We start from the raw sequence: 25,958 nt of genomic DNA on the forward strand, positions 1-25,958 counted from the left end.
GTCCGTCCGAGTGAACCGGTGACGGTGTCGTCCGTCCCTGGCCGTGGTTGTGCTGGATGCTGGTCGGAAATGGCCCGAGGCGGGCCACGTTCCGACCGCCGCCCGATCCGGCGTACCGGAACGCAAGGAGCGTGGCATTGCACCGGCCTGCACCACCGTGATCACACCCAGCAACTGGTCAGTGTTTGTTGACGTGCCGGGATCGGGCAGAGGCGCGCCAGGAAGGCACTGCCGTGAACGACCGCTCCTCGTGGGAGTCCCGCAAACTTCGCTACTGGGCCGAGTGCAGTGGCCAGTCCCGCCGCACCGGTCTTCGCACGAGCCACCCGGCGCCCGCGGCCTCGCCCGCGCAGGCTCGGCTGGAGAGTCTGGCCCTCGAGCAACTGGGAACCTCTCCGGACCTGTGCGCCCACCCCTTCGGCATCGCCTCCCTCAGCAGCACCGCAACGTCCCTCACCCTGCACCTCGACGCGTACTTGGGCCACAAGCGGTACTCCTTCCCCGAGCACTGCCTGAGCCAGCTACTCCCAGCGGCTCCCGCACCAGGAAGCGATGATGACCCGCACGGGATCCCCGGCCTTCGGATGAGCGGCATCGAGGCCAGCGGTCGACAACTGCACCTGCACACGGTGAAGGACCCTGGGCAGACAGCCACGCTCGTACTCGCGCTGCCCAAAGGGCTGACGGAGGACTGGGCGGACATCGAGCGCCGACACCGGCGCTGGTGCGACGACAACGGTCTGCGGCCACTGTGGACGGACTCACAGCTCGACGGCGTGGAATCCAGGCACGTCAACGCCTACCCCAGCCTCGAAGCCTCACGGGCCCGGCGGGCCGCGGTGGGCAGCGGACTGCTGCGGCGAATCGCGCTCTTCCACACCGCCACCGCCTTCTACAGGGTCCAGTGCTGGGACGACGGCGAGAGCTGGAAGATCGATGCCCGCACCGCCCATCCCCGGGCCCGCTGGCACGACCAGCTCCTGCACCGGCTATGCCACCCGCGCTGGGGCCTGCCGGTTCGTGTGGCCCACCGGTTCTGCCGCTGCGCCGAGCCGGGCAGCCCCTTCCAGTGGGACCACACCTGCGACTTCTACTTCGACAGCAACACCGGCAACGACGACCCCATCTACTTGCGCGTCCATGCTAGTCCCGAAGGGCACGACTACGACCGGCAGTTCGCAATACTGCACCAGGTCGGCGCCCCATTGGGCTGGATGACTCGCGCCTTTCCTGAGCAAGCAGTTCAACACCACGACCGGCACCGCCAGGCGGAGCAGCTGCGGTAACGGAACGTCGGTCACTGAACGAGAGGACGCTGCGCATGCCCGGACCACCCGCGACGACGGCGCCTCCTGGTGCGCGGCGAGCGCGCGACGGTAGCCGTCCGAGGCGGTCTCCCTCGTGCGCGGTGGCCCGGCGGCGCGGCCGCGGGCTCCGGACCGGCGTCGGCCGGCTCGGGTACCGCCACAGTGCCGGGCGCCAGGATCCGCAGGGAGCGGACGACCGTCCGGCCCGCCGACTGGTTGGCGGCCGCGCTGATGCGGGTCTGCTCCAGCCGGGCCTTCGTCGCCCAGGCCGACGACGCCGAGCACACCGTGAGCTGACCGGAGTCGGCGTCGTACGACACGGCGGCGATGTACCCGGCGCACCGTCGGATCGGCTGCGGCTTCCCTTCCGGCCGGCGCCGTTGACGCGCGCCGCCTCCATCGCAGACCGCAGCGGGACCCGGGCAGGTCGACGAGGTTCAGGTGACCAAGGCCCGCGAGGCGCTGCATGGTCGCGGCGAACGACCCTCGGGTACGGGCGTGAGTTACTAGTCGGACAGGGCTCTGCCCAGCGTGTTCAAGCATGATCTCCTCAAGCGATACCTGCCGCAGTTCGGCGGTATGACAGGCACTCAGTCGTATGACAAGCGCGTGGTCTACCTCGACGGCTACGCGGGCGAGGGCCGCTACGAGAACGGGGCGTCGGCATCTGCGGAGATCGCGCTGATGGGTTTCCGGCGGCAGCGTCAACATCAGCGTCGTCAGGACCTGGCCGGCAGTACAACGATCGCAGGCGCGATTCTTCGCGCGCATCCGTCGCCACCGCATTAGGTGTTGAAAGTACGCCCTGTTTCCGCAGTTCAGCCCCGGTTGTCAGACCCTCACCGTAGCGTTGTAGGTCCTACTCGTGGCGGCTGCGGGGAGTACCAATGGACGACGGCCTTCAGATCGACAGGGACGAAGACCTCTTCCGTAATCCCGTCTTCTACGAACCCGCAGGTCAGAACCTCGACTTGGACCGCTCCGACCTCGGCGTCTCGCAAGGCCAAGATCTCCTGAACGTACTCCTGCGGATGCGAAAACGCGTCCCGGTCGAAAAGCGCGGGCTCATCTGCCCCGATTGTCGAGATCTCCGTGGCCGGCGCGTCTCCATGTACCTCGTCCAGCGTGACGGCGTATGGCTTGCCTCCCACTACCGGAAACCTGGTGAGAAGCCCATCAGCCACGAGTCGGACGAGCACCTCGCCCGCAAGGAACGCGTCGCGAAGGACTCCGAAGATCACGGCTTCCACGCCGACATCGAGTCACCGACCGCCGACGGGCACGCGCGCCTCGATGTACGCATCAACGGCGCCAATGGCATCGTCCTTGGCTACGAGCCTCAGTTGAGCTCACAGACAGCCCGCGGAATGCGTGCCCGGGAGGGGTTCCGGCGCCGTGGCGGTATTCAATCGGTCTGGGACTTTGCCGACCCTGACCACGCAGGCATCGGCACCGTCCCTTACGTCCGCACGCCCAACCTGCCGGCCTCCGTCATTCGCGTGCAGAAGAACCCCATCGCGGTCCGGGACGGCAACTTCGTTCTGGAGGAGGGCCAGTGCAGCCAGAACGGCGCCCTCACCCGGTGCCCGGAGAAACCTTACGATCCGGAAAACCCTACCGATACCGGCTACTGCGGGGGCTGGCACCGCGTCCTCGTGCCCGCCCATCAGTCGAGCACTTTCACTGGAGAAGGCGGCCTGACCCTCACCCAGTTCATCGTGGAAGCTGCGGCGGGTGAGCGAATCCCGTTCCAGCGGGGCGGCCACCACGGTTGGCTCCCAGCACACCAGTGGCAGCAGTACCTCGAGGCGAACGGGCCCGCCTTGGAAGACAAGGAGCGTCAGCCTTCCGTACGGCAGGGAGACCGGCGCGACAGGTGCACCGAGGACCGTCCTGCTTCGGAGGTGCGGGCTGACCCGAAGCAGAGACGTGGCAGCCGCGCGATCGTCCTTGAGTCTCGCCCTCAAGAAACCGAAGCAGTCAGAGTTCCGGTCGACGCGTCGGGTCGAACGATCCCGCTCTGCCGCTTCGGTTGCGGTCAACCCGCAAGCCTTCCAGGACCCGAAGGGCTGCCAGAGCACTACTCGTGCCGCAGGAGGCATGAGGCGTGATCTATCGGCTACCGCAGACTGCCCCGTACTGCGTCACCTGGTGCGCCATGCCTTGGCCTGGAACTCTTCGCGCGTGATGAGTCCATCTCGGTATGCCGACTCGTAATACTCCTCCATAGAGTCGCCTATGCGGTCGTCCATGGCCTCCGCTTCCGACGGGCTGCTGACGGGGGTGTCGGGGAAAGGCTCATACTCCAGCCCATATCCGTAGTCGGCGCGTCGGTCCCAGCCTTCATCCTGCTCATCTGTCATGGACGGTGCATTCCCTCCTGCGAGGGTCACCTATGCATGCCATTCCCGGTTCGTACCGGGACCAGGCAGGTGAACTTTCCCCGTGATGCTGGACACTCGTTGCTTACGCTGCGAGGGCGTGTTCTTGCTCGTGTCGCTGTCGGATCTCCAGCGGGGTGAGGTAGCCCCGGACTGGATGCTTCCGCAGTCGTCTGCGGTTGTAGAACGTCTCGATGAAGGCGAAGATCTCCGCGCGGGCAGTGGTTCGGTCGGGCCAGTGGCGGGTGCCGATCTCGGCTTTCAGCAGTGCGAAGAAGCTCCCGGCGGCGGCATTGTCGTAGCACGAGCCGGTTCGGCCCATGCTCTGCCGCAGTCCCAACCGGCGTATCTCGCGGCGGAGTTCATCAGAGGTGTACTCCGATCCACGGTCCGAGTGGACGATGCAGCCAGGCTGGAGCCGGCCGCGTCCGGCAGCCATCGTCAGTGCGTCGACCACCAGGGACGCGCGGTGGTGGTCGGCCATCGAGTAGCCGACGATCTCGCGGGTGGCCAGGTCCAGCCAGGTCGCGAGATACAGCCAGCCCTCGTCGGTGGCGATGAAGGTGATGTCACCGACCAGTTTCCGGCCCGGGGCGTCGGCCGTGAAGTCGCGGCCGATCAGGTCCGCGGCGGGCACCGCCTTCTTCGCCGGACGGGTCAGCGACCGGCGAAGAAGGCGGTGCCCGCCGGTGATGTCGCGCTCACGCATGATCCGCTCCACGCGCTTGCGGTTGACCCGCCGGTCCAGCCTGCGTAGCTCGGCGTGGATGCGCGGCACTCCGTAGGTGTGCCGGGAGGCGATGTGCACCACCGTGATCTCGTGGGCCAGGGCGTCGTCGGCGGCCCGGCGGGCGGCGCGGGCCTGCTCGCCGGCCAACCAGGCGTAGAAGGAGGACCGGGCCACCTTCAGCAGCCGACACAACAGAGCAACACGGTGGGTGGTCTTCTCCGCCTCGATGAACGCGTACACGTCGCTCATCGATCGCTCTCCTTCGCGAAGAAGACCGCCGCTTTTCGCAGTACCTCGATCGTCTCCGCCTGCTCGGCGGCCAGCCTGCGCAGTCGGCGCAGCTCTTCGCGCTCGGCCGTCGTCAGCTCTCCCGGCGCCCCCTGCCCACGGTCGATCGTGTCCTGCTTGACCCAGTTCCGCAGTCCCTCGGGACTGACCCCGATCTGACGGGCCACCTCGGTGACGGTCTTCCCGGAGGAGCGTACGAGCGCGACCGCGTCCCGTTTGAACTCCTCCGTGTACCGCCTGCTGCGGTTGCTCTTACTTCCCACCTGGCACTACTTCCTCTGGACCTCATGTCCCAGTCTCCAGGTGTCCACGATCAAGGGGAAGGTTCAAGGCGCCCACCACACACATCCTGGGCCCGCTAGGCCACCGAACGTCGTATAGGGCTGACCGGAAAGCAGACAGAGAGCTCGACGAGATCACCGAGAGTTCACCGCTATTCCGGATCCGATCTCGGTCCGGCTTCGACTGGGGAAGGAGATTGCGCGGTGTAGGGTCTCGCCGCCCGCGGCCAACGACGTCGCCGTGACTTGCTCGTTGTCGCGTTGTCCCACAGCTTGGCCAGCCTCCAGTCTCACGGTCGTGTCCAAATCCTCGGGGGCACCGATGGACAGGGGTCCGACCTGCGGAGTCTGACAAGTGGCCACCGCTTGGCTATCGTTCATGAGCTTCGGCCACGGAATCTGAGTGTAGATTCTCGCGGCCCGTGTCATCTGTCGGGCCTCTGACCTGGGCGTTCCTCGGGCGTCTCACGCCATGTCATCCGCTGGATTCTCAGCTCCGTGTCATTTCCTCGCCGCTTCGGGCGGATCCGCCCGAAGCGGCGAGTCTCTGACCTGCGCTGTCTCACGGAGATGTCATAAATGCCATCGAGATGACACGGCGGCTGAGAAAATGACACGGGATTTGAGAACCTACAAGCGGTGTAGGTTCTCAATCTCGGTGTCATCTGCCGACGCTGTGACCTGGGCGTTCTTCCGCTGTCTCACGCTGCATCATCCGCCGGCTGTCTCAGATGCCATGTCATTTCCTCAGGACACCCGTTCGATGCAAGCCGCTGACCTGCGACATGACAGCGGCGTGAGACTGGACCGGAGAAAATGACACGGAATTTGAGAACCTACAGTTGGGGATCAGGTCTGTGCCATGTCCACGAAGCGGGAGTAGTGGCCCTGGAAGGCGATTGTGATGGTCGCGGTGGGGCCGTGGCGGTGCTTGGCCACGATGAGGTCGGCCTCGCCGGCGCGGGGTGAGTCTTTTTCGTAGGCGTCATCGCGGTGGATGAGGATGACGGCGTCGGCGTTGTCCTCGAGTGCCCCGGAGTCGCGCAGGTCGCTGATCATCGGTCTTTTGTCGGTGCGTTGTTCGGGGCCGCGATTGAGGGTGGAGACGGCGACGATCGGCAGGCGGAGTTCTTTTGCCAGCAGTTTTAGGCAGCGGGCGATTTCGGAGATCTCTTCGTAGCGTGAGCTTAGCTGCCGGGTGCCGAAGGTGAGCATGTGGACGGCGTCGATGACGATGAGTTGGACGCCCATTCGGCTGTGCAGGTAGCGGCAGTGGGCGCGTAGGTCGTGGAGGTTGGCGTAGGAGCCGTCCTGGACGTAGATGGGTGCGGCGCTGACGTCGGGCATCCGGCGGGCCATCCGGGTCCAGTCTTCGTCGGTGCACGTGCCGGAGCGCATGTGGTGGAGGGCGACGCGGGCTTCGGCTGACAGAATCCGCATGCCGACTTCGTTGCGGTCGGCTTCGAGCGTGAACAGGGCTGAGGGTAGGGCGTGCTTGATGCTCGCCGAACGCAGGAAGTCGAGCGCGAGGGTGGACTTGCCCATGGCCGGCCGGGCAGCCACGACGATGAGCTGGCCGGGGTGGAGTCCGCCGGTCAGGGAGTCCAGGTCAGTGAAGCCCGTGGGCACGCCGGGCAGGGTGGCCGCGTCGCGGCCACCGACTGCTTCGATCCAGTCGAGGGTGCCTTCCATGACGTCGCCCAGCGGCGCTGCTGGCGGCAACAAGGGGCGGCGCGTGGTCGCGGCGAAGATTTCGGCCTGCGCGGCATCCGCGATGCGGTCCGCGGCGTCCAGGTCTGCGTCCAAGGTCAGGTTCTCGATGTGGACGGCGGCTACCTTGGTGCGGCGCAGCATGGCGGCGTTCTGTACGCGTTCGGCCTCAGTCATCCATTTCCGGGATGGTGACGGGCCGTCGACGAGGGCAGCAATGTAGGCGGAGCCGCCGGCCTCGTCCAGCTGGTTCTGTTTGGTGAGATCCGCGATCACCGAAATCGGGTCGGTGGAGTGACCGTCCCCGTACAGATTGAGGAGGGTGGTGTAGATCAGGTTGTGGGCGGGACGGTAGAAGTCGTGCCCGTCGAGGACTTCGACGATGTCGGCGATTGCGTCTTTCGACCGCAGCATCGCCTTCAGAACGCCCTTTTCTGCCGCCAGGTCATGTGGATCGTGCGGTCCGGCGGCGGAGTCCTCGATGGTCACCTGGCAAGCCCCCTGTTTCTCGGCTGTCCGCCATGCAGCCGAACGCGCATGGCCGCAGAGCAGCGTATCCGCGGGGCCGATCAGGCGGGGGTGAAACCGTCCTGTGCCCTCGCGTGGACGGGTAGACGCATGGCCGTACCGCGTGTCCTGGCAGGCGGGGAATCCGGGCTGGTGTCAGGGCTCGCGAGGGGATTGATGCAGTAGGCACTGCGCCTGGCGCTCGAAGGCGGCCGCAATGCCGGGATCGGCCGGTGGCGGCTCCCGCCACCACAACAGAGGCCGGGGACCGTCCGGGGCAGGTGTGGGTGCCCAGGCGGACGAGGGAACGTCCTTGACCTTTTCCACGCGGAGCTGCCGCACCATGTCCGGGCCGATCTCGAGATTGAGCCGCTGCACGAGAACGTCACTGATGATCCTGGCCTGGGTGATCCATGCGCTGGAGACTGCCTGCAAGGTGAGGGTTCCGGTGTTGGGGTCGAAGCGTGCCAGGTGCAGATGCTGGGCAACGGGTCCGGCCACGGCGGGCCAACAGGCGAGCAGCTTCAGTTCCGGCACGCTCCGGAGCCCGCGCTGGGCGAACATCTCCCACAGCGCGCGTCCGAGTTGCACCGGCGGTGTTCGCCCCCGCGGCTTCTTGCGGACCTCCGTGGCGGGGCGCCTGGTGGAGCGGGAGCGGGCGTCTTCCTTGACCCGACGCAGCATGATCTTGGCCAGATCGGGGTCCTGCCCGCCGTCGGCTTCGCCTCCGGGGGTCACAGGGCGTCCCGCTGACGCAGGACGGGGGTGCCCCAGATGCGCGTGACGTTGTGGTCGGTGAACGCGTACACCAGCCGGTAGGCCTGCGCCGGGTTCAGGCCTTGGCGCAGCTGCGCCAGGTGCTGTTCGGCCTCCGCCATGTTGTGCCGCGGAGTACCGCACACCTGCCAGCCCTGCCCGTTCCACATCTCCGGGATCCAGCGGTTCTTCGGCTCGGGCTGGTCAGCGCGCAGCCGGTACCGGGACTGCACGCGTGCGGGTGGTCCATCATCGCTGGAGGGCGTCGTCTGTCGTTGTCGGGGTGGTGTCCGCGATCCTGCCCGGCGGCGGGTCTCGCACAGCAGACACAGGTCGGCGGCGTCCGGATCCACCGGGCCGCCGGGGTGCTCGGTGCAGCGGGTGACCGGCTTGGGCGTGCTGATCGTCTCGTTCAGCAGGTTCAGGGCACGCTCGAGGTCCTGGCGGATCTCCTCCGGGGGGAGTGCCGCCTGGCTGTCGTCGAGTCGTTGTCCGTGTTCGCCGGCGACGCGCAGGGACCGGCCCAGGGCGCTGAGTTGGGCGTGGTTCACAGGTGTCTCCGTCTGCTGCCGGCGCGGGTTCGTGTCTGCTGGTGTCCGGGGGAGTCAGTTCCTCGGCCGTGTTGTCCGGGCCAGTCGCAGGCACATGGCTCGCCACAGGTCGCCTGCTCCTTGGCTGGTGATGGGCTGGCCGGAGTGCAGGCCCGGGCAGCATGCGTCGTGGGCGACCTTGGCCGTGCCGTAGTCCCGGTGGTGCTGGCCCGGCCAGGCAATCCCGCCGGCGAGATGGTAGACCTCGGTGTCTGCGAAGTACTGAGCCGGGTAGTCCCCCGGCACCAGCGCGATCCACGCGACTTCCCTGTCCGGCTCCTCACCTTCGACGGCAAGGACGGGATCACGGCCGGCCTGAGGCCGGTAGATGTTCACTCCGTCGTAGTCCATCGTCCGGTGCCGGTGTGTCTGCAGACTGCACGCCGGGCACGGCACGGTGAGCCTGCGCCCCCACGCGGGAATCAGATCATCTTCGGGACCGTGCTGAGCGGGAACGCTCACTCGTCCAGCCTCCGATGCGATGAAGGTCGGCCACCAGCCCTGGCAGCACATCTGCAAGCCACGTCACAGGTTAGCGCCAGGATCGGGCCGCCAGCAGAGATCAGCCACCACATCGCGCCAGCCGGCCTGCTTCCGCCCGGGCCCGGTGGGCCCGTAGCTGGCCGAGCCGAGCCGGAAGAAGGTACTCGGCGGTGCGGTGGCGGGCATCCTCAGCCGCCTTCCGGGCCGCGTCGTGCGCGCCCGGGCGGCGGCGCAGCACCATGTCGTAGACGGCATCGGCCTCGGCACTGGCCTCCTCGCTGCCAAGCAGCCGCTGGTAGGCGCTGGCCCGGCGCTCGTCACGGATGCGTTCGGCCATCTCCCGCGCGGTGAAGGCCTCGAGGCCATGCTCGGTGGCGGTGCGCCGGCAGATGTCGGCGAGTAGGGCCCGACTGTCGGCCTCGCACCGCCGGGTGAGGGCGGCGACGTTGTCAGGGCTGTTCAGGTCCGCACGGACCGCGACGGCCAGGTCCACGGCCTCGCGCACCAGGTTTTCGGTGCGCTGCCGGTGCGTGCACGGCGGGCACAGGCCCGCCGCTTCAGGCATCCCGCACTCCGTGCAGGGAGCCGACCGGCGGGCCAGGTCCGCGGCCTCCTCCTCCTGACGGCGGCGTGCGGCAGCGGCCTGCCGGTGCTCGACCTCAATCGCGGCGCGGGCGTGCCGGGCCTCGGTCCGGGCGGCCTCGAGGGCGGTGTCCTCACGCAGCCGTGCCTCGTACACCGCCCGCCGGCCAGCAACACCCACGCCCTCGAACCGGGCGTCGACCGCGGCTCGGAGCCGGGCACGTCGGGCCCGCCGATCAGCGACCACCATGGCACACGACAGGCACTCGGCCCTGGTGTCCAGACGAATACCGTCGTCACAGCGACGGTCCGTACAGGCCGGCCGCTGAACCAGGCCCCGCCCGAGCAGCCAGCCCATCGGGTCACGCACCAGCGCCTCCCCGCCGGCCTCCTCCAGGCGGTCAGCGAGCCGATCGGCCAGCAACTGCGGCGCACACGCCTCATCGGCGATCCCGCCCAGCACCCGAAGCGCTCCCCGCACAGCCCGCCGCACCACGGCCTGCTGCCCGCCGCTCAGCCGCTCCCACACGTGCGCAACCGGCGCCAGCACGACCGGCAGACGAAGATCACCGAAGGCACCAACTGCCTGCCTCTGCCGCGTTCTGCCGCCACCCCCCACGACCGTCAGAGGGACCCGGCCACCATCGACGACCTCAACCTGTCCCTGCACCTCAACAGCCGGAGACTTCTTCGGCTTTTCCCCGCGAAGCGGGCCGTCCTCAGCCGCCGGTGACCCGGTCTTGGCAACGGCGCTCTCGCCGTCGGCGGCCTGGTCCTCGCCCGGGCACGCGCGCTCCGGCCGACGGCCTTCAGCCCCACGGCCTGCGCCGGAAAAACCACAAGAGAGCTGCGAAGGAACTACGGGAGTAACCACAGAAGCGTGGTCTGCGTGGAGCTCTGCACCATCGGGACGCTCCCGATCCTCGGCCTCGCCTGCCTGCTCAGCACCGCCGATCCCAGACGTACCAAGGGCCCCAGCGGTACCGGCCGGAGCATGATCTCCGCACGCACCATCAGGACGCGCCGAAAACACCGCGCCGGACCCCGAAACAGCCTCCACAGGGGCCAGGATGCGGCCGTACGCGCGGGCGACCGGCAGCAGCATGACCTTGCCCCGGCCGTTCATCCGCGTCGACGTCGCCTTGCGCTGCCGCGCCACGACACCGGCCTCCGTCAGCCGCGCCAGAACCTTTCGCGCTCCCGAAGGCGAGCAGCCCAGCAGCCGGGCCAGCGTCGCCGCACCACGCCCCTCACGCTTCTTCACCGAGCCGCTGCACAGTTGCAGCCAGCCCGAGGCCCGGGTGTTCAACACCATCAGCAGCAGCCCGAGCCGGTCGGTCGCCGCCCCCTTGCCCGTACGGCCGGCCAGCAGCCCCGGCGGCGTCGGCTCCTTGCCCTCCGGCGTCCAGCCGGGCCCGAACAGCGCCTCGATGAGACGCAGCAGCGTCGCCAGCTCCGCCTTCGTCAGCGCCAGCGGGTGCCCCGCCCCCTCGCTCTTGCGGGCGTTCCACAGCGGCATGACCAGGCAGTCCAGCCCGGTCGGGTGTCCCTTGGCGTCCGTCACCACCTGCGTGTGCAGCGCGTCCGTACCGCGCAGCACGGGCAGCACCTTGTGGTGGACCGTGGACTCCTTCATGCCCAGCCAGCGGCCCAGCTCCGCACCCCAGATCGAGGTCTGGTTGTCCTTCTTCTCGCCCTTCGGCGCCCGCGACTTCGCGTACAGCACCACGGCAGCCAGTTTCGGCGCGTCCTTCAGCCTGGCGATCGATGGGTCTGCCAGCAGCGCCTGGACAGCGTCGCGCAGTCGAAGCCGCATCGTCCGTCCGAGGCGCAGCGGGTCCTCAAGGCCACCGTCGCCCCGCCCACCCGAGAGCGGCACCGACCGTAGTGCGCCCCGCTGCCCGGGAAGCGCCAGAGTGCCTGCCACGGAGCTGCCGCCGAACTCCGGCAGCATCGCGGCCAGCTGCGCCGTCGTCATCGGGCTACCACTCCAGCGCAGTCGGCGTGCACGCTCTCGGGCGCCGTGGACAGGCACACACGGCGGACAGGGCTGGGGTCGGGAACGTTCCGCATATCCAGCCCAAGGACCGGGAGGGTCCGGATCGTGACACCGGAAGCGGGAAAAGCGCTCACCGCAGGATCCGCGAGCAGCGCCCGGACCGCGGCGAGGGTCGTGCAACCACGGGCACGAAACGTACGCCGGACCGGGGCCGGTGTGACACTCCACCTCGAAGAATCTTCGCGACTAATGCCTTGAACAGGGCAAACGGGGCGTGCGAATCCCGTCACGCAGGAAGCGCGGGGGGCTCGAACCGGTGCGAATCGGGCACGGTCGAGCTGACAAGGGGATGCCAGGTCGTGCACTATGACGGGGACACCAACTTCCATATGCGAGTCGGACCGCCCCGCGCGAAACGGGAAGGACCGGCGAGTGGATGTGGGTGGCAGCCCCCTCCGTGAGGAGCGGGCGCCGGACGAGAAGGGCCTCCTGGTCTCTTGTCGAACGGGTAGTGCGGACAGCCCTCGGGCTGGATGTGCGAGCGGCGACCTTCTTCGTGTGGTTGTTGCGGCGACCGCCTTCGTGGCGGCCGTGGTCCCGACGGCCTGCGAAAGCCGCTGGGACTGGGTGCAGAAGTCCCTTTGCGAGAGGGGCGGCTGCGGTGGTGCTGGTCCTTACGGACCGGTTGTGAGATGACCCAGCTCGAGGAGCTGGAGCCCAGAGCCGGGTGCGAACCGGAGACTGGGCGGCTGACACGGATTGCTAATCCGTTCGGCGAGACGGGCCGCGTGGCCACGGTGGATTGCGAGTCCACCTCTTGGCGCGCGGCCGGTGGCGGCTACGTCACCCCGACCCCCTTGAGTCCGAGGCTGGCGTCGGCATGCCCTCATCCGGCGTCGCGGCCTCGGGGTACCGCTCTGCAAGCCGGTTGAGCAGGTGCAAGTAGACAGCGCGATGCGGACGTCGGGGGTGGGTCTGCCCCAGCTCCCAACGAGCCACAGCAAGACGCTTCACGCCCACGGCCTCCGCGACCTCCTGCTGTGTGAGGCCAGCTGCGAGGCGCAGCTTCGTGCGCACAGCTGGCGGCGGCAGGACGTCGTCCACGAGGGCGTCGACCCGCTTCAAGCGGTCCGGGTCGGTCACGGCGCAGCCTTTCAAGATCGATGGTTCCCTGAAAGATACACGATGCGATCTGCTTCGAGGAGAGACCGTCACTGTGAGCTGCGTGTCGTCGGGGCCCCGGTAGGGTCCGTTCCCATGGCCCGCCTCGTGCTCTTCGACCTGGATGGCACGCTGGCCGACCGACAGTCGGCGCTCAGCGATGCGCTGGTCAGCCTGTGCCGTTCCCGCTCGCTCTCCGCAGATGCCGAACAGTGGCTGCGCGCCGCGCTGGCCGACCGTGCGACCGCCAGCGACTTTGCTCGGCTGCGGGAAGCCTTCGGTCTGGAGGTGCCGGCCGCGGACCTGTGGCAGGAGTACGTCGACCTCATGGCGGCCGCCGTCACCTGCCGCCCCGAGGTCCTCAAGGGCTTGGCCCGCCTGCGTGCGGCTGCATGGACGATCGGCGTCATCACCAACGGGGCCAGCGACATCCAGCGCGCCAAGCTCGCCGGGACCGGCCTCGCCGCCCTGGTCGACGGTGTCGCCGCATCGGGCGACCTGGAGATCCGCAAGCCGGACAGGCGCCTCTTCGAACTCGGGGCCGCGCGGTGCGGCGTCAACCTCGCGGGCGGCGGCTGGATGGTCGGCGACAACCCGGCCGGAGACATCGGCGGCGGCCACCAGGCCGGCCTGCGCACCATCTGGCTGCGCGGCCGCCCCTGGCCCGACGGCCTCCCCGCCGCGCACCACGTCGTCGACAACGTCACCGACGCCATCACCATCCTGCTCAACGAGACGGAGTAGCACCGTGGACCAGCCGACCGTCGGCATCCTCCACCCCGGCAGCATGGGCGCCGCCGTCGCCGCCTGCGCCACGACGAACGCGGCCGCGGTCCTGTGGTGCGAGAACGGGCGCAGCACCGCGTCCGTGGAGCGCGCCGCTCGGTTCGGGCTGACACCCGTGGCGACGCTTGCCGAACTGCTGGACCGCAGCGACATAGTCATCAGCCTCTGCCCGCCAGCCGCAGCCGAGGGCCTGGCCCGCGCCGTCGCCGGGCACCCCTTCGCCGGGGTGTACGTAGAGGCGAACGCCATCAACCCCGAGCGCACGCAGCGGATCTCCGCGCTACTCTCGGACGCCATCGTCGTGGACGGCGGCGTTGTCGGCTCCCCGCCGGTCGGCGGCAAGACGCCGACCCTGTACTTGTCCGGGCCTGCTGACGCGACGGCCCGCATCGAGGCGCTGTTCGCGGACACCGCCGTCCAGACCGCGATGCTGGGCACGGAGGTTGGGAAGGCGTCCGCGTTGAAGTTGTCGTACGCCAGCTTCCAGAAGACCTCGCGGGTGCTAGTGGCGCTCGCGGTCGGGATGGCGCGCGAGCACGGCGTCGACCAGGAGCTCATCGAGGTCGCCTCCCGGCGCACCGATTCGTACCTGTCCGAGCCGCAGTACGTGGCCAAGACCGCCGCCCGCGCCTGGCGCTGGGGCCCCGAACTGGAGGAAGCCGCCGACACGCTCGCGGCCGCCGGCCTCCCCGCGGAGATGCTGCGCGCGGCCGCGTCCACGCTGGCCCGGTGGCACGGCGTCAAGGATGACAGCAAGCTCACACTCACCGACGCCCTGGATCGACTCGCCCAGCCGTAGCCGACGCTCATGCCGTCGCCGCTCCCGCCCGCTGCGCCAGCAGCTGGTCGATGAGCCGCGCTGAGTCCTGCGGCCCCGATGTCGTGGTGTCCACGGTCAGGTCCCAGACCCTGCCCGGGTGCGCGTCCAGGTCCTCGCGGGTCGCGTCCCACGCTGCCAGGCGCGCCGTGGTGTCGCTGTCGCCGCGTCTGGCCGACCGCTGCTCGGTCACCTCGCGCGGGCACCACAGCAGCACGACGGACCAGCTGGCCGGGTAGCCGTCGACCAGCGCTTGGACGCCGGCGGCCTGCCCGAGGTGCACAACGGGCACCCCGGCCTCGAACGCCGCGTCCAGGCCGGGCGCGTCGATGACGTACGTGTTGCCGTAGCGGCTGTTCGAGTAGACGACGTCGCCCGCGGCCTCCAGCTCGCGCAGCTGTTCCGCCGTGCCCATCCGGTAGCCGGTGGCCTTCCCCGTTCCGACCTTGAGCCGCGCGAATTGCGCGTACCTGGAGTCGAGTTCGCTGAGCGCGGTGGTGACGGTGTCCTTGCCCGAGGCCGGCGGGCCGTAGAGAATCACGCCTTGCTTCTTCGTCACGCGTACATCGCTCCCATCGCCTGCCGGGCCTGGTCCGCGAGCGTCACTGCGGTGCCCAAACGGTTGTCGACGACCAGGTGCGGCACCGCCGGGCGCAGGCCGAGGTTGATCGTGGCCATGTACTCGTCCCACCGCTGGAGCTTCCACGCGTCCCGGGCCGCTGAGCGGAATCCGATGTACTCGCGCATCGACTCTTCGTCGCAGCGCACCCACACCGGGAAGACGTCGACACCCATCGATCCGGCTCGGTTGGCCAGGCGCTGCATCCAGTCAGAGTCAGTCATCTCGGAGATGAACGGGGCGGTCAGCACCGTGGAGATGCCGCACTTGATGTTGGCCATGGCCGACTGCATCAGGCAGTCGTACTCCACGGGGCGGACCTTTTCGCGGTAGAGCTTGGTGTGCCGGTCGTTCGCATCGCCACCCAGCGCGACCAGGAGCCGCTCCACGAGCGGGCGGGTCAGAGGATCCTTGTCGAGCAGCGGCCAGCCGGTCAGTTGAACGAAGAAGCGGGCGAGCTCGGTCTTCCCACTGCCGGCGAAGCCGCCGACCAGGATGAGGACGGGACGGTGGGGGTCGCCGCCCGTGTGCCGACGCTTCCACGCGTCGATGATCCGCTGCTGCAAGTCGAAGTGGTCGGCTTCGTCCGAGCCCGGCGCGATGCGGTGAATGGCTCGCTCAACCGCCAAGACGTGCGAGCCGTTGAGGCGGTCGTCCATCGGCGTGAGCTTGAAAGAAGTCTCCTCCCCCGGCAGCGCGGCACGGAAGCCGAGGTCCGGCTCGGTCGCGCGGTACAGCAGGCAGTAGGCGCGCCGGTAGTGCGGGCCGGGATAGACCTCCCCCTGCTCGTGCTGCCACAGGGTTTGAGGATTCGCAGCCGGAATGCCCTTGAGCTTGGCCCGCTCAGCGACTTCCCGGAGGCGCTCGCCGGCCTTTTCCAAGGTCAGGCCGTGGGCCTCGCGCTGCTCCCGTAGCCGGTCCGGCCTCCATCCAGCGCGTTGCTTCCCCACTCTCTGCCCCTCCGTCATCGTCATGGCCGCGAGCCTAGGGCTCGGGCTGCAAATCGCATGTATACGCGGATGTTGAAAACGCGCGAATGGCGGTGCGTACGAGCTTGGACAAGTCCCTGTGATGGTTCGCCCTGCCCGGCCCGAGTGTGATGGCCCTCACGAGAACAGCCGACGGGAGGGACGCCATGGCACGTGAGGTGCTGTCAGTGGTCGTCGTCACCATCTCCGTCGTCATCAGCGAGCCGAGCACTCGCGTGGCGTCGGATGGAGTAGCCGATCTCGAATTCTTCGGCGCTCATCCTGGTGTCGTTCAGCTCGACAACCTCGCCGTTGGAGCTGGTCGTGACTCGTACGACGCGCAGGAGCGGAACACCAACGTCGGCTGGGAGGTTCAACGCCTCCGCTTCTTCGGGCGAGGGCATGCGAGCGGAGACGCCTTCGCTCCAGCGGAGGGGGCGGTGGCCCATCTCCTCCAGGCGGTCATAGATGCCGCCGGGCCCCGTGTCGGCCTCTGCGAGTCGAGTTCCTCGAGCGAGTTCGGCCGGCAGGTAACTGGTGGCCAACTGCTTTGGCTTCCTGCTCTCGGGGTCGCCCATCACGCGGTCGCGAACGAGGACTTCGGATCCGGTCGGGAGGCCCATGAGGGCAGCGAGATCGACCGGCACGATGCCCCAACGCAGGGTGGGAGGCTCCAAGGCCACCCACGGTTGGGCAGTCGGGTCGAAGTAGTAGCCGATCGCATCGCGGAAGACCTGGCGGGACCGGGTGATGCGTCGCTTCTCAGGACGCTCTCGCACGATGGTCCCTCTGCGGCGCACCGCGACGACCAGACCCTCTTGCTCCAGGAGCGAGATGGCGCTTCGCACGGTCTGATAGCCAGCGCTGTACTGGGCCTGGAGGTCGGTGAGCATCGGCAGCTTGTCGCCCGGCATGTATCGCCCCTCGCCGATCTGCTGTCGCAGGTCAGCGGCGATGTCGCGATACGAGACGGGCATCGAAGCCACCTTTCAGAGTGCTGCGCGGATCTGATTCTAGAGCTAGCTCTATCAGGCGGCGATGTGCGAGCACAACCGATCGACATGAATAGAGCTATCGCTATTGACTCGGTAGCCCGGCATGGTCTCTACTAGGCGATAGCGATAGCCCTAACGCTCCGTTGAGCAGGGGTTACGCCCCCAGTACCACCGCAGTAGTCGTCCGCCCCTCGGGGCGGCCGGGGTTGAGAGCACCATCGAACTCCCCCGGAGCCTGACGGCCGCGACGACTGCGTGCACGTCGCAGCGCTGTGCGCTGTCTGTCCTGCGGGATGCCGGCCTTGTGCCGTGCGGCCCGGGGGCGGAGAGAGCATCGCGACCCGCGCCCCCGCCGCTCCGTCCGTGAGGAGTTCATATGTCTGCTTCGACCCTTGAGCGCACCGCCCGCCCCCGCCGGAGCCGGACCCGTTCCCGCACCGTCAACGCCCGCCCCGCGCTCGTCATCTCCACCCTCAAGCCCCACCAGTACGACCTGCGCCCCGCCTGCGCCTCGCTGATCTGCCCCGACTGCACGACGTGGGTGCCGATCACTGGAATTCAGGCCAAGAAGCCCAAGCTTGTGCCGCACGACACCGGCTTGGCAGGCAAGGCTCCAGCCGTCCGCTGCCAGGGCAGCAACCGCCTAGTCACGGTCAACGTCACGGTGAAGAAGTGGCAGGAGCGCCTGGAGGACGGCCACGCGGAGACCGGCCACCGCCGTCCGACCAACGTGCTGCGCAAGCCGAAGATCGCGCCCGCCCCGGCCGTCAGCCAGATCGCCGCGCAGAAGCAGGCGGTGACGACGGATGACGAGCCCGGCGACGGCCGGCCCTTGTGGCTGCTGCGGGAGATGAAGTGGGCGTCGACCGAGTCGGCGGTCCGTGACACGGACACCCGCCGCGCGGAGCTGCCCGACGGTGACGCGCCGCTGGGCGCGCCGCCGGTGCCGCTCAAGCCGCTCCACCCCCAGCGCCGCGCGCGCTGATCCGCTCCGCACGAACGACCACGGCCCCGGCCGCCCCGCTTCAACAGGGGGCGGCCGGGGCCGTGGCTGCTCGTACGAACAGCCTGAACAGCACGACAGCCCCGGCGACTTGAGACCCTCCGGGGCTGTCCAGGACCTGACTGGAGGACCTGATGCCCACCAGCATCGCACGCCCGCTCGGCAACACTGACTCGGACCCGGACATGGATGAGGCGCTGCGCCGGGCACGGGGAGGCAAGTGATGAACGCGATCATGAGCCTGACCGACGCGGAACGCGCTGAACTCTCGCGCAAGAACGCAGAGCAGAACAAGCGGTCGGAGAACAACCGCCGCTGATTCCCCCGGCATTGCCCGTCGTCCCCGCCCCCTTCCGGGCGGGGACGACGGCGCCGGGAACTCACCCCTCGCTCCGGCCGTCTGGCCGCAGACATGCGAACAGCCCCAGGGATTGCGCCCCTGGGGCTGTTCCGTACGGACCTTCTGGGAGGCCCTGATGAACCGCTCCATCGTACGCACGACCTACGCGCCCTCCGCCGACTTGCCGGTCAACACCGACTGGCGGGCCCACTCGGTGTGCAAGGACGAAGACCCCGAGCTGTTCTTCCCGATCGGCAACACCGGTCCGGCACTGCTGCAGATCGAGGAGGCGAAGGCCGCGTGCCGCCGCTGCCCGGTCATGGAGCGCTGCCTGCAGTGGGCGCTGGAGAGCGGCCAGGAGCACGGCGTGTGGGGCGGCACCGACGAGGACGAGCGGCGCCGGATGAAGCGCTGCGCCGCCCGCAAGCGCGCCGCCGCCTGACCGCTGGACGGGAGCGGCGGCCAAGTTCTGGCCCGTCCCGCAGCACTGCCACTGCCTGCCCGCCCGCACGACGGGCGGCCAGCCTTTCGCACGTCTCCAGCCCGGGAAAGCCTCGGGATCCCTTCCTCTCCGGGAGAGCTCATGGACCGCACCACCCCGACCGTCACCGGCACCCGACGGCTGCCGGACTCGCTGTGCACGCACACTCCGAAATGCCCGTCGGCCGCCAGCCCGGACCGAGAGGCCGCGCACGTCGTGGCGGCCCACCCGGAGCAGGGCTGGAGCCTGCTGTGCAACGCCGTCCTGCTGTTCGAGGACACCGGCGAGCTGCTCCCCGACGGCCGGATCGTCGCCCCGCACCGCTCCGTCGCCGCCCTGGTCTGACGGCTGCCTGATCCGCCCGCACCGACCGCCCACCACCGTGGCGGCCGGGTCGGGCGGTGACGGGGAGCCGGACAGCCCGGACCCACCCAACGAACCCAGGAATGAGGCTCGCATGACCGAGACGATCACCGCCCTCGCCTCCACTGCTGCGGTGTTCTCCGACGTGACGCTGAGCAAGGCGGCCGAACTCGCCGCCGACTCCTACCAGCCGCTGTGGATCGGCCCGTCCGGCGAGAAGTCCTCCGGCGAGTCCGTGGCCCGCCACCTGGAGGCCACCATCGCCCTGCTGGACAAGGACGGCTGGATCCGCGCCTACGACTACAGCAAGGACTGGTCGGCCGGCGCGGACCTCGCCGACGACGACTCCATGACGGTCAAGGCGATGCTCCGGGCGCTGATCCGCTTCGTCCGCGACGAGAGCGGCACCGACCCGCAGCGGACCCTGTCCGCGGCGCTGCGTCACGTCGGCGAGGACGGCGCCCACGGAGACACGGACACCGCCTACGTGGCGGGCTTCGTCCTGGACCGGCTGATCCAGGCCCACACCGGGTCCGACTCCGCCCGCGCCACGCCCTGGTCGGAGCGGCAGCACCGCAACCACGCGGACATCACCGCCCTGCTGACCGCGGGCGCCCGGTTCGCCCGCACCTACGGGCCCAGCCAGGACGCGGCGGCTGCCTGATCCCCGGCGCTGACCACACCAAGACGACGGCCCTCCGAGGCCCCGGCATTTCAGCTGCCGGGGCCTCGGAGGGCCTGGTCACGACCTTACCCACCGCCGCAGATCCACGGTGCCCCTTCTCGGAGGCGCCCGGAAGAGAGAGGACTTTCCGTGGCCACCAAGCCCGCCACCCGCCGCCGGCGCCCCGCGGCGAACCCGAAGCCCCGCAACGGGCGCGCCAAGGCACCGGCGACACCGGCCTCCGTTCCCGCCCAGGCCGCCGCGCCCGAGGAGACGGTGCCGCTGATTTTCCCGGAGGCCGACCCGGTCCTGGCCGACGCCACCGACCGCGCCGCCGACCTTCGGGACCAGGCCGCCGACGACGTCGTGCGGATCCTCGCCGACGCGGAGCGCGCCCGCACCGAGCTGCTGGACGGCGCGTACTTCGAGGCCGCCTCGATCACCGAGGCCGCCACCGCGGAGCAGTCCCGCCTCCTGGCCGTCGCCGCGACGGACGCCGACCGGGTCCGCACGGAGGCCGCGACCAGCGCGGCCACCGACGCCGACCAGGTCCTGGCCGACGCCGACGCGAAGGCCAAGCAGCTGCTCGCTGACGCGCGCAGCGAGGCCGACACCGTCACGGCGACGGCGTCCGGCAACGCCGACCAGGTCCTCGCCGACGCCCGCGCGGCTGCCGAGCAGCTACTCGCCGACGCCCGCGACCAGGCGCAGGAGGTCACGACCACGGCGGCCTCGAAGGCGGACACCGTGCAGGCGGAGGCCGCGCAGGTTCTCGCCGACGCGGAGAGTGCGCGCACCGAGCTACTCGCGGCGGAGTGCACTGCGGCGGAGACCCATACCCGGGCCACCATCGACGCCGACCATGTCCTTCAGAGGGCGCGCGGCGAGGCCGACCGGCTGCGCGAGAGCGCGGACGCCCAGGCCGCGCGGCTGCGCACGGAAGCGGAGAAGGCGGCCACCGACCTGCGTGAGGACGCCGCCCGCGAGCGGGAGGCGTCGCGCGTGGATGCGGCTCGTACGCGCGCGCTCGCCAAGGAGGACATCGGCCGGCTGCGGGCGACGGCGGCCGAGGACGCCGAGCGACTGACCCGCACCGCCCGTGAGGAGGCCGACCGCATCCTGGCCGCGGCTCGCACCAAGCGGGACGCGCAGCTCAAGGAAGCCGAGCAGGCCCTGGCACAGGCCCGGCTGCGGGAAGCGGACACGGACGTCACGTTGAAGGCCGCCGACGACATGGTGGCCGAAGCCGCCGCCCGGATGAAGCGTGCCACTGACCGCACCGAGCGCGCCCTGGAGCGCAAGCGCCTCAAGCTCCAGGCGAAAGGGGAGCGCCGGGATACGAAGGAGGCACGCAAGGCCAAGACCCGTGAGCTGCGGGCCGCCTCCCGCTCCGGAAAGCCGTCCGTGACCGACCGCGCGAAGCAGTTCGTGAAGGTCAACGCGGAACGCCTGATGGTGATCGGCCCGATCACCGCCCCGATGGCCGTCGCGTGGACGGGCCAGGCCGGATTCGCCGAAGACATCCTCGGCTGGGTCGTCCCGTTCACAATCCTGTTCGCCGCCGCGTGGGAGCTGTCGACGGCGTTCGTGGGCTGGATGTACCACCAGGCCCGCCAGGGCGGCGACGCCGGAACCCTCTACCGGGTCTCCACCTGGATCTTCGCCCTCGGGGCGGCGGTCATGAACTTCTGGCACGCCTCCGGGCAGCCGGTGGCCGGCAGCCGGGTCTGGGACGAGAAGAAGGAGATCTGGACGGAGCAGATCACCTACTGGCACTTCACCCCGAAGGCGGTGGCGTTCGCCGCCATGAGCATCGTCGGCATGGTGCTGTGGGAGCTGTACGCCTCACTGATCCACCGCCGCAAGCTCCGTGAGGACGGCAAGGTCGCCAAGGCGCGGCCCTCCATCGGGGCGGTCCGCTGGTTCCGCTACCCGGTCCACAGCTTCACCGCCTGGTCGCTGGCGATCACCGATCCGCGCCTGACCACGCTGGACCGGGCCTGGACCGCGGCCGGTGCACAGCTCGCGGACCGCAAGGCGGTCCGGACCGGTCTGGCCCTGCACCGGGTCGTCGTCCCCCGCATCGGGACCGACGACCACGGACCGGCTGCCATCCCCACCGTCCTCACCCTGACCCGCATGGACCGGAACGGACCGCTGGAAAGCCTCACTCCGGTCCGCCCGGTCCAGCACGGCGGGTACGCGGTCCGGTCCGGTCCGGCCGACCGGAAGGCGGTCCATGGCCCGGTCCGGACCGCAGGAGCCACGGACCGGACCGGCGGACCGGTGCTCGCCCTGGAGGCCGGTCCGTCCGGACCGCAGAGCACTGACCTGCCGACCGGCCCCGGTCCGGACCGGGGACCTCGGACCGTGCCCGCCACCCAGAGCGCGGCGGGCACGCACAGGGTGACGGTCCGGACCACCGACGCCGCTCCCGGACCGCAGGACGCAGACCGCACCGGACCGGCAGACCAGGAGGCGCCGGACAGCGCAAGCGGTCCGGACCGGAACGCGGACGGCGGTCCGGACCTCACGGTCATCACGCTCACGGACCTGGAGCGGACCGCGCTGGACCGGCTCCGGACCGCGAACGAGCCGCTGAACCGGACCAACATCGCCAAGGCGGTCCGGTCCGAGGGCGGCTCCATCGCCACGGACCGCGCCGGGCAGATCGCCGTCGCTCTCAAGCAGCACACGGTCCGCTGACCGGACCGCCCGCACAATCGCCCTGCCGCCCATAGTCGCCCCCGGACCGCGCTCGCCCACCGAGCGCGGTCCGGTGACGGCCACGGCCGACAGGCCGCTCGCCCGCACCGTGCCCCCGAGCGGGGTTACAGCGGGCCCGGCACGAAACGAGTGCCACCCACCCTGTGCCACGACCGCATTCGTCTCCCTGCACTGAGCTCGGGCATCGCCCCGAGTGGACGGAGATCCGCGACGCGCTGCAGGCACACGAAGACCCCCGCTGATGCGTGATCAGCGGGGGTCTTCGGCTTGTCCACTCACGCAAGAAAGGAGCACAGCATGGCACCCACGACGACCGGGCCAGCCCCGAAGTCTGGGCGCTTCACCCGTACGACGATCCCTCTGGCGCCCGCGCTGGCGCCCCCCGCGGTGATCCCGCCGGCCCTGGAGATCTGGGCGCCCGACCCCCCGACCTGGGGCCAGCGCATGATCCCCAAGGGGGTCCGGTCCGCGATGGCTGATCTGGGGCTCTGGCAGGAGCCGCGTCCCTTGAAGCCCTCGTACCACCTGGTCCAGGTGATCGAAGTCCTGACCCGCTACGGCTGGTGCCAGTCCTTCGATTTCTCCCCCACCGGACGTATGTGCATCAGGGGTGCCCAGACCTTTCTGGAATCCACCGGGCATGTGACCACGATCGACCGGGGGAAAGCCGTGAATTACCTCCAGACCCAACTGGCACGCCAGGGCGTGAACATGCGGTTCTGGGAGTGGAACGACCTGTCCGACAACACTTTCCGGGGTGTGGAGGCCATGATCTCTGCGGCCTCCGACCTGGCGCGTAAGAACGGAGACTGAAATGACACCGGAAGAAGAGAGGGTATTCGAAGGAATTCAGGCCGGAATGGCGGCCGGAATGGCCTTCGGGAATAGCGCTGAGGACGCTTCCCCGTACGCCGATGAAGGGCCGTACGGAACCCCGGTCGCAAAGCAGAAGAAGGCCGGTCTGACCCGCCGGGGGAGGGTCGCCGTCGCGGTGGCCGGGGTGGCGATCGTTGGTGGCGGAACCATCTGGTTCCAGGTCCATTCGGCGGCCGTCGCGAAGGACGAGAAGGAGGCCGCAGCCCTCCAGGTCCAGATGAAGAAGCTGGAGCTGGAGGAGATGAGGATCAGGAACGAGCAGGCGAGTTCCGACAAGAAGGCTGCGGCCGCGTCCGCCGACAAGATCCAGGCGGCCGTCGACAAGTGCGTGAAGGACTCTTCCGGCCTGATCGGCAAGGGATACGGATCGCCCTCGAGGGGCGACGTCGTGGCGGACTGCAAGCAGCAGTACGAGGCCGTCGACGGGTCCGGCATGGAGGCTGCCGGCGACGCCCGGGATGCCGCTAGTGCAGGGGGCGGTGGGATCAACTCCCCCGCCCTGCTGAGCCTCGTCGCCGGCGGTGGCCTGGCCATCGCGGTGTTCGCACGCAAGGGCAAGAAGGCCGACGCGTAGTCACTCACGGTGATTAATTACTCCTTCCCTCCTGGCGGAGAGCGCCGCAATCGGACTCCCATGGTCCAGCTGATCGGCTGCTCTCCGCTGGGAGGTAAGGAGTAAGGAACCATCGACGACCACGGAGAGTGAGGAAATGATGGCGACCGATACGGTGCCCCCGGTCCCCGCAGGGCCACCCGATCCGCCCGCTTCGCCGGCCGCCAGCACCGCGCCGGCGCCAGCCGGAGACACCGGCATCATGGCCGCCCTGATGGCTGCGGTAGAGCCGGCCCGACCGGTCACTGCGACCGGTGCCGGGGCCAGGCCGGACGGTGACGACCCGGCCGCGAAGGCGGACCCCGACGGAGTGGTGGACCGCTCCTCCCCGGGCGTCACCAGCGAGTCGTTCAAGGCCCCTGAGGACCTGACCGGGGACGGCTCCGACGCGGCCGGTGCCCGCTACAAGGAGGGCATGGTCAAAACGCTGATCCGGGCGGGCGCGACCCGCTGGGCGAAGGGTGGAGGGACAGCGAACAAGCGGCTGGACCTGGAGAAGGCCAAGGCTGGCGCGCATCAGGTGAAAGAGACCCGGACCACCACGCTCATGAAATCGCCTGGACTTCCCACCCGGAACGGCTCCGGAGGGGCCGGTGGAGGGGGTCAGAATTCCGGCGGAAATGGTGGTGGAAATTCAGGCCGAAATTCCACCGGGAACGGCTCCACGGGTGCCGGGCGCGGAGGAAGCGGCGGCGCCACCGGAGGCGCTGGGCACGGCTCGTCCGGCACGAATAGGAGCGGCGGATCCGGAGGTGGGAGCGGCACCAGTGGAAACGGTGGCGGAGGTTCGTCGAAGGACACCAGTTCCAAGGGGGCGAAGGACTCCGGGAGCAAGGGAAAGGACGGCTCCTCGGGGAACGCGGGGGCTGGCGGAAAGGCGGGCAAGGACGGAAAGGCCGGCGCCTCCGGAAGCGGCGGTGGGTCGACGTCGGGCGGCTCGTCCGGCGGTAATTCCGGCAACTCGAAGGACAAGGCCGACGAGGGCCAGGGCGCGAAGGCCGACCTGAAGAAGGGCGGCGGCAGCGGCCAGGGTTCGGGCGGCTCCTCCGGGAGCGGCGGCGGATCCGGTTCGAGCGGCGACGCCGGCAAGAACGGTAAGGACGGCAAGGACGGCGACCAGGGCTCGAACGGGACCGATAGCCGGACCCCGCTCCAGCGTTCACGGGAGATGGGCCACGGCGACGGTTCCGCGGTCCGGAACGTGATCGACCACGTGAAGGCGTACTCGAAAGGCGCGAAGGACGGATACCAGGACAAGAAAGAGGAGAACGGCAAGGAGCACGCGCGGCTGGACAAGGCGCACACCGGCCACAAGGCGAAGCAGCAGGACCCGAAGAAGGACGACCCGAAGCAGCGGGGGACGACGGTCACCGGGCCCAGCGGCCAGACGCTCGTCATCGCCCCGCCGGATGAAGGAGACGACGGAGTGAGCACGGACGTGAAGCCCCTCCTGGTCAAGGAGATCGACGCGAACACGCTGACCCTGGGAACGGAGGGTGCCCGTGGGTCGATCAACCGGAAGGAGCTGCGCAACTTCAAGCAGTACGAACGCAAGCTGGAGGCCAAGGAGAACCACCTGATCAAGGTGGCCGACGCGTGCAAGTCGCTCGAGGCCGCGGCGGAGGACGAGGCGAAGGAGTGCCAGGAGCTGGCCGAACAGGCGAAGGCCGTCGAAGGCGGGGAGAAGCTGGCCGCGAAGCTGACGAAGCTGGCCGACGCCGCGAAGGCCCAGGCGGCGGAGGCCGCCGAACTCCACAAGCGCGCGAAGCGGGCGGCGGAGATGTGCAAGGTCGTCCTGACCAACATCGGGACCAGGTACGCACCGCTGTACAAGGCCGTGGTGGACAGCGACGAGACGAAGCCGGCCGAGCTCCGCTTCTACAACGACAAGGGCTCCTACGCGCCCGCCGCGTAGGACCAGACGGGAGAGC

26 protein-coding genes are annotated in these 25,958 nt (G+C 69.3%); 13 read left to right on the plus strand and 13 right to left on the minus strand.

Annotated features, from left to right (window positions below):
* Positions 1-233 precede the first annotated feature (233 nt).
* The gene (locus ACGFYV_RS25855; protein WP_393880841.1) at positions 234-1,286 is read left to right on the plus strand and encodes a hypothetical protein; all 1,053 of its coding nucleotides are present in this window, start codon (positions 234-236) and stop codon (positions 1,284-1,286) included.
* Positions 1,287-1,297: 11 nt separating this feature from the next.
* Here ACGFYV_RS25855 and ACGFYV_RS25860 read toward each other — a convergent pair whose 3' ends face one another.
* On the minus strand, positions 1,298-1,627 hold the full coding sequence (locus ACGFYV_RS25860; RefSeq protein ID WP_393880842.1) for a DciA family protein: 330 nt from the start codon (positions 1,625-1,627) through the stop codon (positions 1,298-1,300).
* 211 nt (positions 1,628-1,838) lie between these two features.
* Here ACGFYV_RS25860 and ACGFYV_RS25865 point away from each other — a divergent pair, with 211 nt between their 5' ends.
* Positions 1,839-2,096: a hypothetical protein gene (locus tag ACGFYV_RS25865; RefSeq protein ID WP_393880843.1), complete on the plus strand. Its 258-nt coding sequence runs from the start codon at positions 1,839-1,841 to the stop codon at positions 2,094-2,096.
* 98 nt (positions 2,097-2,194) lie between these two features.
* On the plus strand, positions 2,195-3,418 hold the full coding sequence (locus ACGFYV_RS25870) for a hypothetical protein (RefSeq protein ID WP_393880844.1): 1,224 nt from the start codon (positions 2,195-2,197) through the stop codon (positions 3,416-3,418).
* Positions 3,419-3,451: 33 nt separating this feature from the next.
* Here ACGFYV_RS25870 and ACGFYV_RS25875 read toward each other — a convergent pair whose 3' ends face one another.
* The 9 genes from ACGFYV_RS25875 to ACGFYV_RS25915 form a co-directional block, all read right to left on the minus strand.
* The gene (locus tag ACGFYV_RS25875; protein WP_393880845.1) at positions 3,452-3,670 is read right to left on the minus strand and encodes a hypothetical protein; all 219 of its coding nucleotides are present in this window, start codon (positions 3,668-3,670) and stop codon (positions 3,452-3,454) included.
* A gap of 103 nt (positions 3,671-3,773) precedes the next feature.
* Positions 3,774-4,667, minus strand: coding sequence for an IS3 family transposase (locus ACGFYV_RS25880; protein ID WP_393880846.1), 894 nt, complete (start codon positions 4,665-4,667; stop codon positions 3,774-3,776).
* Complete coding sequence (locus ACGFYV_RS25885) at positions 4,664-4,969, minus strand: transposase (protein ID WP_393880847.1); 306 nt, start codon at positions 4,967-4,969, stop codon at positions 4,664-4,666. Before ACGFYV_RS25885 ends, ACGFYV_RS25880 begins: the two co-directional genes overlap by 4 nt.
* A gap of 867 nt (positions 4,970-5,836) precedes the next feature.
* Positions 5,837-7,186 carry a replicative DNA helicase gene (gene dnaB, locus ACGFYV_RS25890; protein ID WP_393880848.1) on the minus strand — a complete coding sequence of 450 codons (1,350 nt, stop codon included), beginning with the start codon at positions 7,184-7,186 and terminating at the stop codon, positions 5,837-5,839.
* A 174-nt stretch (positions 7,187-7,360) separates the two neighbouring features.
* A complete protein-coding gene (locus tag ACGFYV_RS25895) occupies positions 7,361-7,942 on the minus strand; it encodes a DciA family protein (RefSeq protein ID WP_393880849.1) in 582 nt (193 codons plus the stop codon).
* On the minus strand, positions 7,939-8,511 hold the full coding sequence (locus tag ACGFYV_RS25900; protein WP_393880850.1) for a hypothetical protein: 573 nt from the start codon (positions 8,509-8,511) through the stop codon (positions 7,939-7,941). The genes ACGFYV_RS25895 and ACGFYV_RS25900 overlap by 4 nt, the downstream gene beginning before the upstream one ends.
* 54 nt (positions 8,512-8,565) lie before the next feature.
* Complete coding sequence (locus ACGFYV_RS25905) at positions 8,566-8,901, minus strand: hypothetical protein (protein WP_393880851.1); 336 nt, start codon at positions 8,899-8,901, stop codon at positions 8,566-8,568.
* Positions 8,902-9,112: 211 nt separating this feature from the next.
* The gene (locus tag ACGFYV_RS25910; RefSeq protein ID WP_393880852.1) at positions 9,113-11,593 is read right to left on the minus strand and encodes a hypothetical protein; all 2,481 of its coding nucleotides are present in this window, start codon (positions 11,591-11,593) and stop codon (positions 9,113-9,115) included.
* Positions 11,594-12,457: 864 nt separating this feature from the next.
* On the minus strand, positions 12,458-12,829 hold the full coding sequence (locus ACGFYV_RS25915) for a helix-turn-helix domain-containing protein (RefSeq protein WP_393880853.1): 372 nt from the start codon (positions 12,827-12,829) through the stop codon (positions 12,458-12,460).
* A gap of 42 nt (positions 12,830-12,871) precedes the next feature.
* Between ACGFYV_RS25915 and ACGFYV_RS25920 the strand changes: the two genes are divergently transcribed.
* Positions 12,872-13,519 (plus strand): HAD family hydrolase, encoded by a 648-nt coding sequence (locus tag ACGFYV_RS25920; RefSeq protein WP_393880854.1) that lies wholly within the window; start codon positions 12,872-12,874, stop codon positions 13,517-13,519.
* Positions 13,520-13,523: 4 nt separating this feature from the next.
* On the plus strand, positions 13,524-14,360 hold the full coding sequence (locus ACGFYV_RS25925; RefSeq protein ID WP_393880855.1) for a DUF1932 domain-containing protein: 837 nt from the start codon (positions 13,524-13,526) through the stop codon (positions 14,358-14,360).
* Positions 14,361-14,367: 7 nt separating this feature from the next.
* Here the strand turns inward: ACGFYV_RS25925 and ACGFYV_RS25930 are convergent, their stop codons facing one another.
* The 3 genes from ACGFYV_RS25930 to ACGFYV_RS25940 form a co-directional block, all read right to left on the minus strand.
* Positions 14,368-14,937 carry an AAA family ATPase gene (locus tag ACGFYV_RS25930; protein ID WP_393880856.1) on the minus strand — a complete coding sequence of 190 codons (570 nt, stop codon included), beginning with the start codon at positions 14,935-14,937 and terminating at the stop codon, positions 14,368-14,370.
* Positions 14,934-15,971: an AAA family ATPase gene (locus tag ACGFYV_RS25935; RefSeq protein WP_393880857.1), complete on the minus strand. Its 1,038-nt coding sequence runs from the start codon at positions 15,969-15,971 to the stop codon at positions 14,934-14,936. Before ACGFYV_RS25935 ends, ACGFYV_RS25930 begins: the two co-directional genes overlap by 4 nt.
* A gap of 179 nt (positions 15,972-16,150) precedes the next feature.
* On the minus strand, positions 16,151-16,942 hold the full coding sequence (locus ACGFYV_RS25940) for a GntR family transcriptional regulator (protein WP_393880858.1): 792 nt from the start codon (positions 16,940-16,942) through the stop codon (positions 16,151-16,153).
* Between the two features lie 394 nt (positions 16,943-17,336).
* Here ACGFYV_RS25940 and ACGFYV_RS25945 point away from each other — a divergent pair, with 394 nt between their 5' ends.
* The 8 genes from ACGFYV_RS25945 to ACGFYV_RS25980 all read left to right on the plus strand — a co-directional run bounded on the left by ACGFYV_RS25945 (position 17,337) and on the right by ACGFYV_RS25980 (position 25,942).
* Positions 17,337-17,945: a hypothetical protein gene (locus ACGFYV_RS25945; RefSeq protein WP_393880859.1), complete on the plus strand. Its 609-nt coding sequence runs from the start codon at positions 17,337-17,339 to the stop codon at positions 17,943-17,945.
* A gap of 494 nt (positions 17,946-18,439) precedes the next feature.
* Positions 18,440-18,745, plus strand: a complete 306-nt coding sequence (locus ACGFYV_RS25950; RefSeq protein ID WP_393880860.1) for a WhiB family transcriptional regulator — start codon at positions 18,440-18,442, stop codon at positions 18,743-18,745.
* Positions 18,746-18,937: 192 nt separating this feature from the next.
* Positions 18,938-19,129, plus strand: coding sequence for a DUF5999 family protein (locus ACGFYV_RS25955; RefSeq protein WP_393880930.1), 192 nt, complete (start codon positions 18,938-18,940; stop codon positions 19,127-19,129).
* A 112-nt stretch (positions 19,130-19,241) separates the two neighbouring features.
* On the plus strand, positions 19,242-19,811 hold the full coding sequence (locus tag ACGFYV_RS25960; protein WP_393880861.1) for a hypothetical protein: 570 nt from the start codon (positions 19,242-19,244) through the stop codon (positions 19,809-19,811).
* A 150-nt stretch (positions 19,812-19,961) separates the two neighbouring features.
* The gene (locus ACGFYV_RS25965; protein WP_393880862.1) at positions 19,962-22,517 is read left to right on the plus strand and encodes a hypothetical protein; all 2,556 of its coding nucleotides are present in this window, start codon (positions 19,962-19,964) and stop codon (positions 22,515-22,517) included.
* A gap of 318 nt (positions 22,518-22,835) precedes the next feature.
* Positions 22,836-23,351, plus strand: coding sequence for a hypothetical protein (locus tag ACGFYV_RS25970; protein WP_393880863.1), 516 nt, complete (start codon positions 22,836-22,838; stop codon positions 23,349-23,351).
* Positions 23,352-23,397: 46 nt separating this feature from the next.
* Entirely contained in the window at positions 23,398-23,988 is a 591-nt protein-coding gene (locus tag ACGFYV_RS25975; RefSeq protein WP_393880864.1) for a hypothetical protein, read from the plus strand.
* Positions 23,989-24,241: 253 nt separating this feature from the next.
* Complete coding sequence (locus ACGFYV_RS25980) at positions 24,242-25,942, plus strand: hypothetical protein (protein WP_393880865.1); 1,701 nt, start codon at positions 24,242-24,244, stop codon at positions 25,940-25,942.
* The last annotated feature ends 16 nt before the right edge of the window (positions 25,943-25,958 follow it).

The organism is Streptomyces sp. NPDC048297, assembly GCF_043201585.1.
In the GTDB taxonomy this organism is placed as follows: domain Bacteria; phylum Actinomycetota; class Actinomycetes; order Streptomycetales; family Streptomycetaceae; genus Streptomyces.

Coding starts and splice junctions, on each gene's coding strand:
- ACGFYV_RS25870 (WP_393880844.1), top strand. CDS start 2,195: ATGGACGACGGCCTTCAGATCGACAGGGACGAAGACCTCTTCCGTAAT.
- ACGFYV_RS25875 (WP_393880845.1), bottom strand. CDS start 3,670: ATGACAGATGAGCAGGATGAAGGCTGGGACCGACGCGCCGACTACGGA.
- ACGFYV_RS25880 (WP_393880846.1), bottom strand. CDS start 4,667: ATGAGCGACGTGTACGCGTTCATCGAGGCGGAGAAGACCACCCACCGT.
- ACGFYV_RS25905 (WP_393880851.1), bottom strand. CDS start 8,901: ATGGACTACGACGGAGTGAACATCTACCGGCCTCAGGCCGGCCGTGAT.
- ACGFYV_RS25910 (WP_393880852.1), bottom strand. CDS start 11,593: ATGACGACGGCGCAGCTGGCCGCGATGCTGCCGGAGTTCGGCGGCAGC.
- ACGFYV_RS25920 (WP_393880854.1), top strand. CDS start 12,872: ATGGCCCGCCTCGTGCTCTTCGACCTGGATGGCACGCTGGCCGACCGA.
- ACGFYV_RS25935 (WP_393880857.1), bottom strand. CDS start 15,971: ATGACGATGACGGAGGGGCAGAGAGTGGGGAAGCAACGCGCTGGATGG.
- ACGFYV_RS25940 (WP_393880858.1), bottom strand. CDS start 16,942: ATGCCCGTCTCGTATCGCGACATCGCCGCTGACCTGCGACAGCAGATC.
- ACGFYV_RS25945 (WP_393880859.1), top strand. CDS start 17,337: ATGTCTGCTTCGACCCTTGAGCGCACCGCCCGCCCCCGCCGGAGCCGG.
- ACGFYV_RS25950 (WP_393880860.1), top strand. CDS start 18,440: ATGAACCGCTCCATCGTACGCACGACCTACGCGCCCTCCGCCGACTTG.
- ACGFYV_RS25960 (WP_393880861.1), top strand. CDS start 19,242: ATGACCGAGACGATCACCGCCCTCGCCTCCACTGCTGCGGTGTTCTCC.
- ACGFYV_RS25970 (WP_393880863.1), top strand. CDS start 22,836: ATGGCACCCACGACGACCGGGCCAGCCCCGAAGTCTGGGCGCTTCACC.
- ACGFYV_RS25975 (WP_393880864.1), top strand. CDS start 23,398: ATGGCGGCCGGAATGGCCTTCGGGAATAGCGCTGAGGACGCTTCCCCG.
- ACGFYV_RS25980 (WP_393880865.1), top strand. CDS start 24,242: ATGGCTGCGGTAGAGCCGGCCCGACCGGTCACTGCGACCGGTGCCGGG.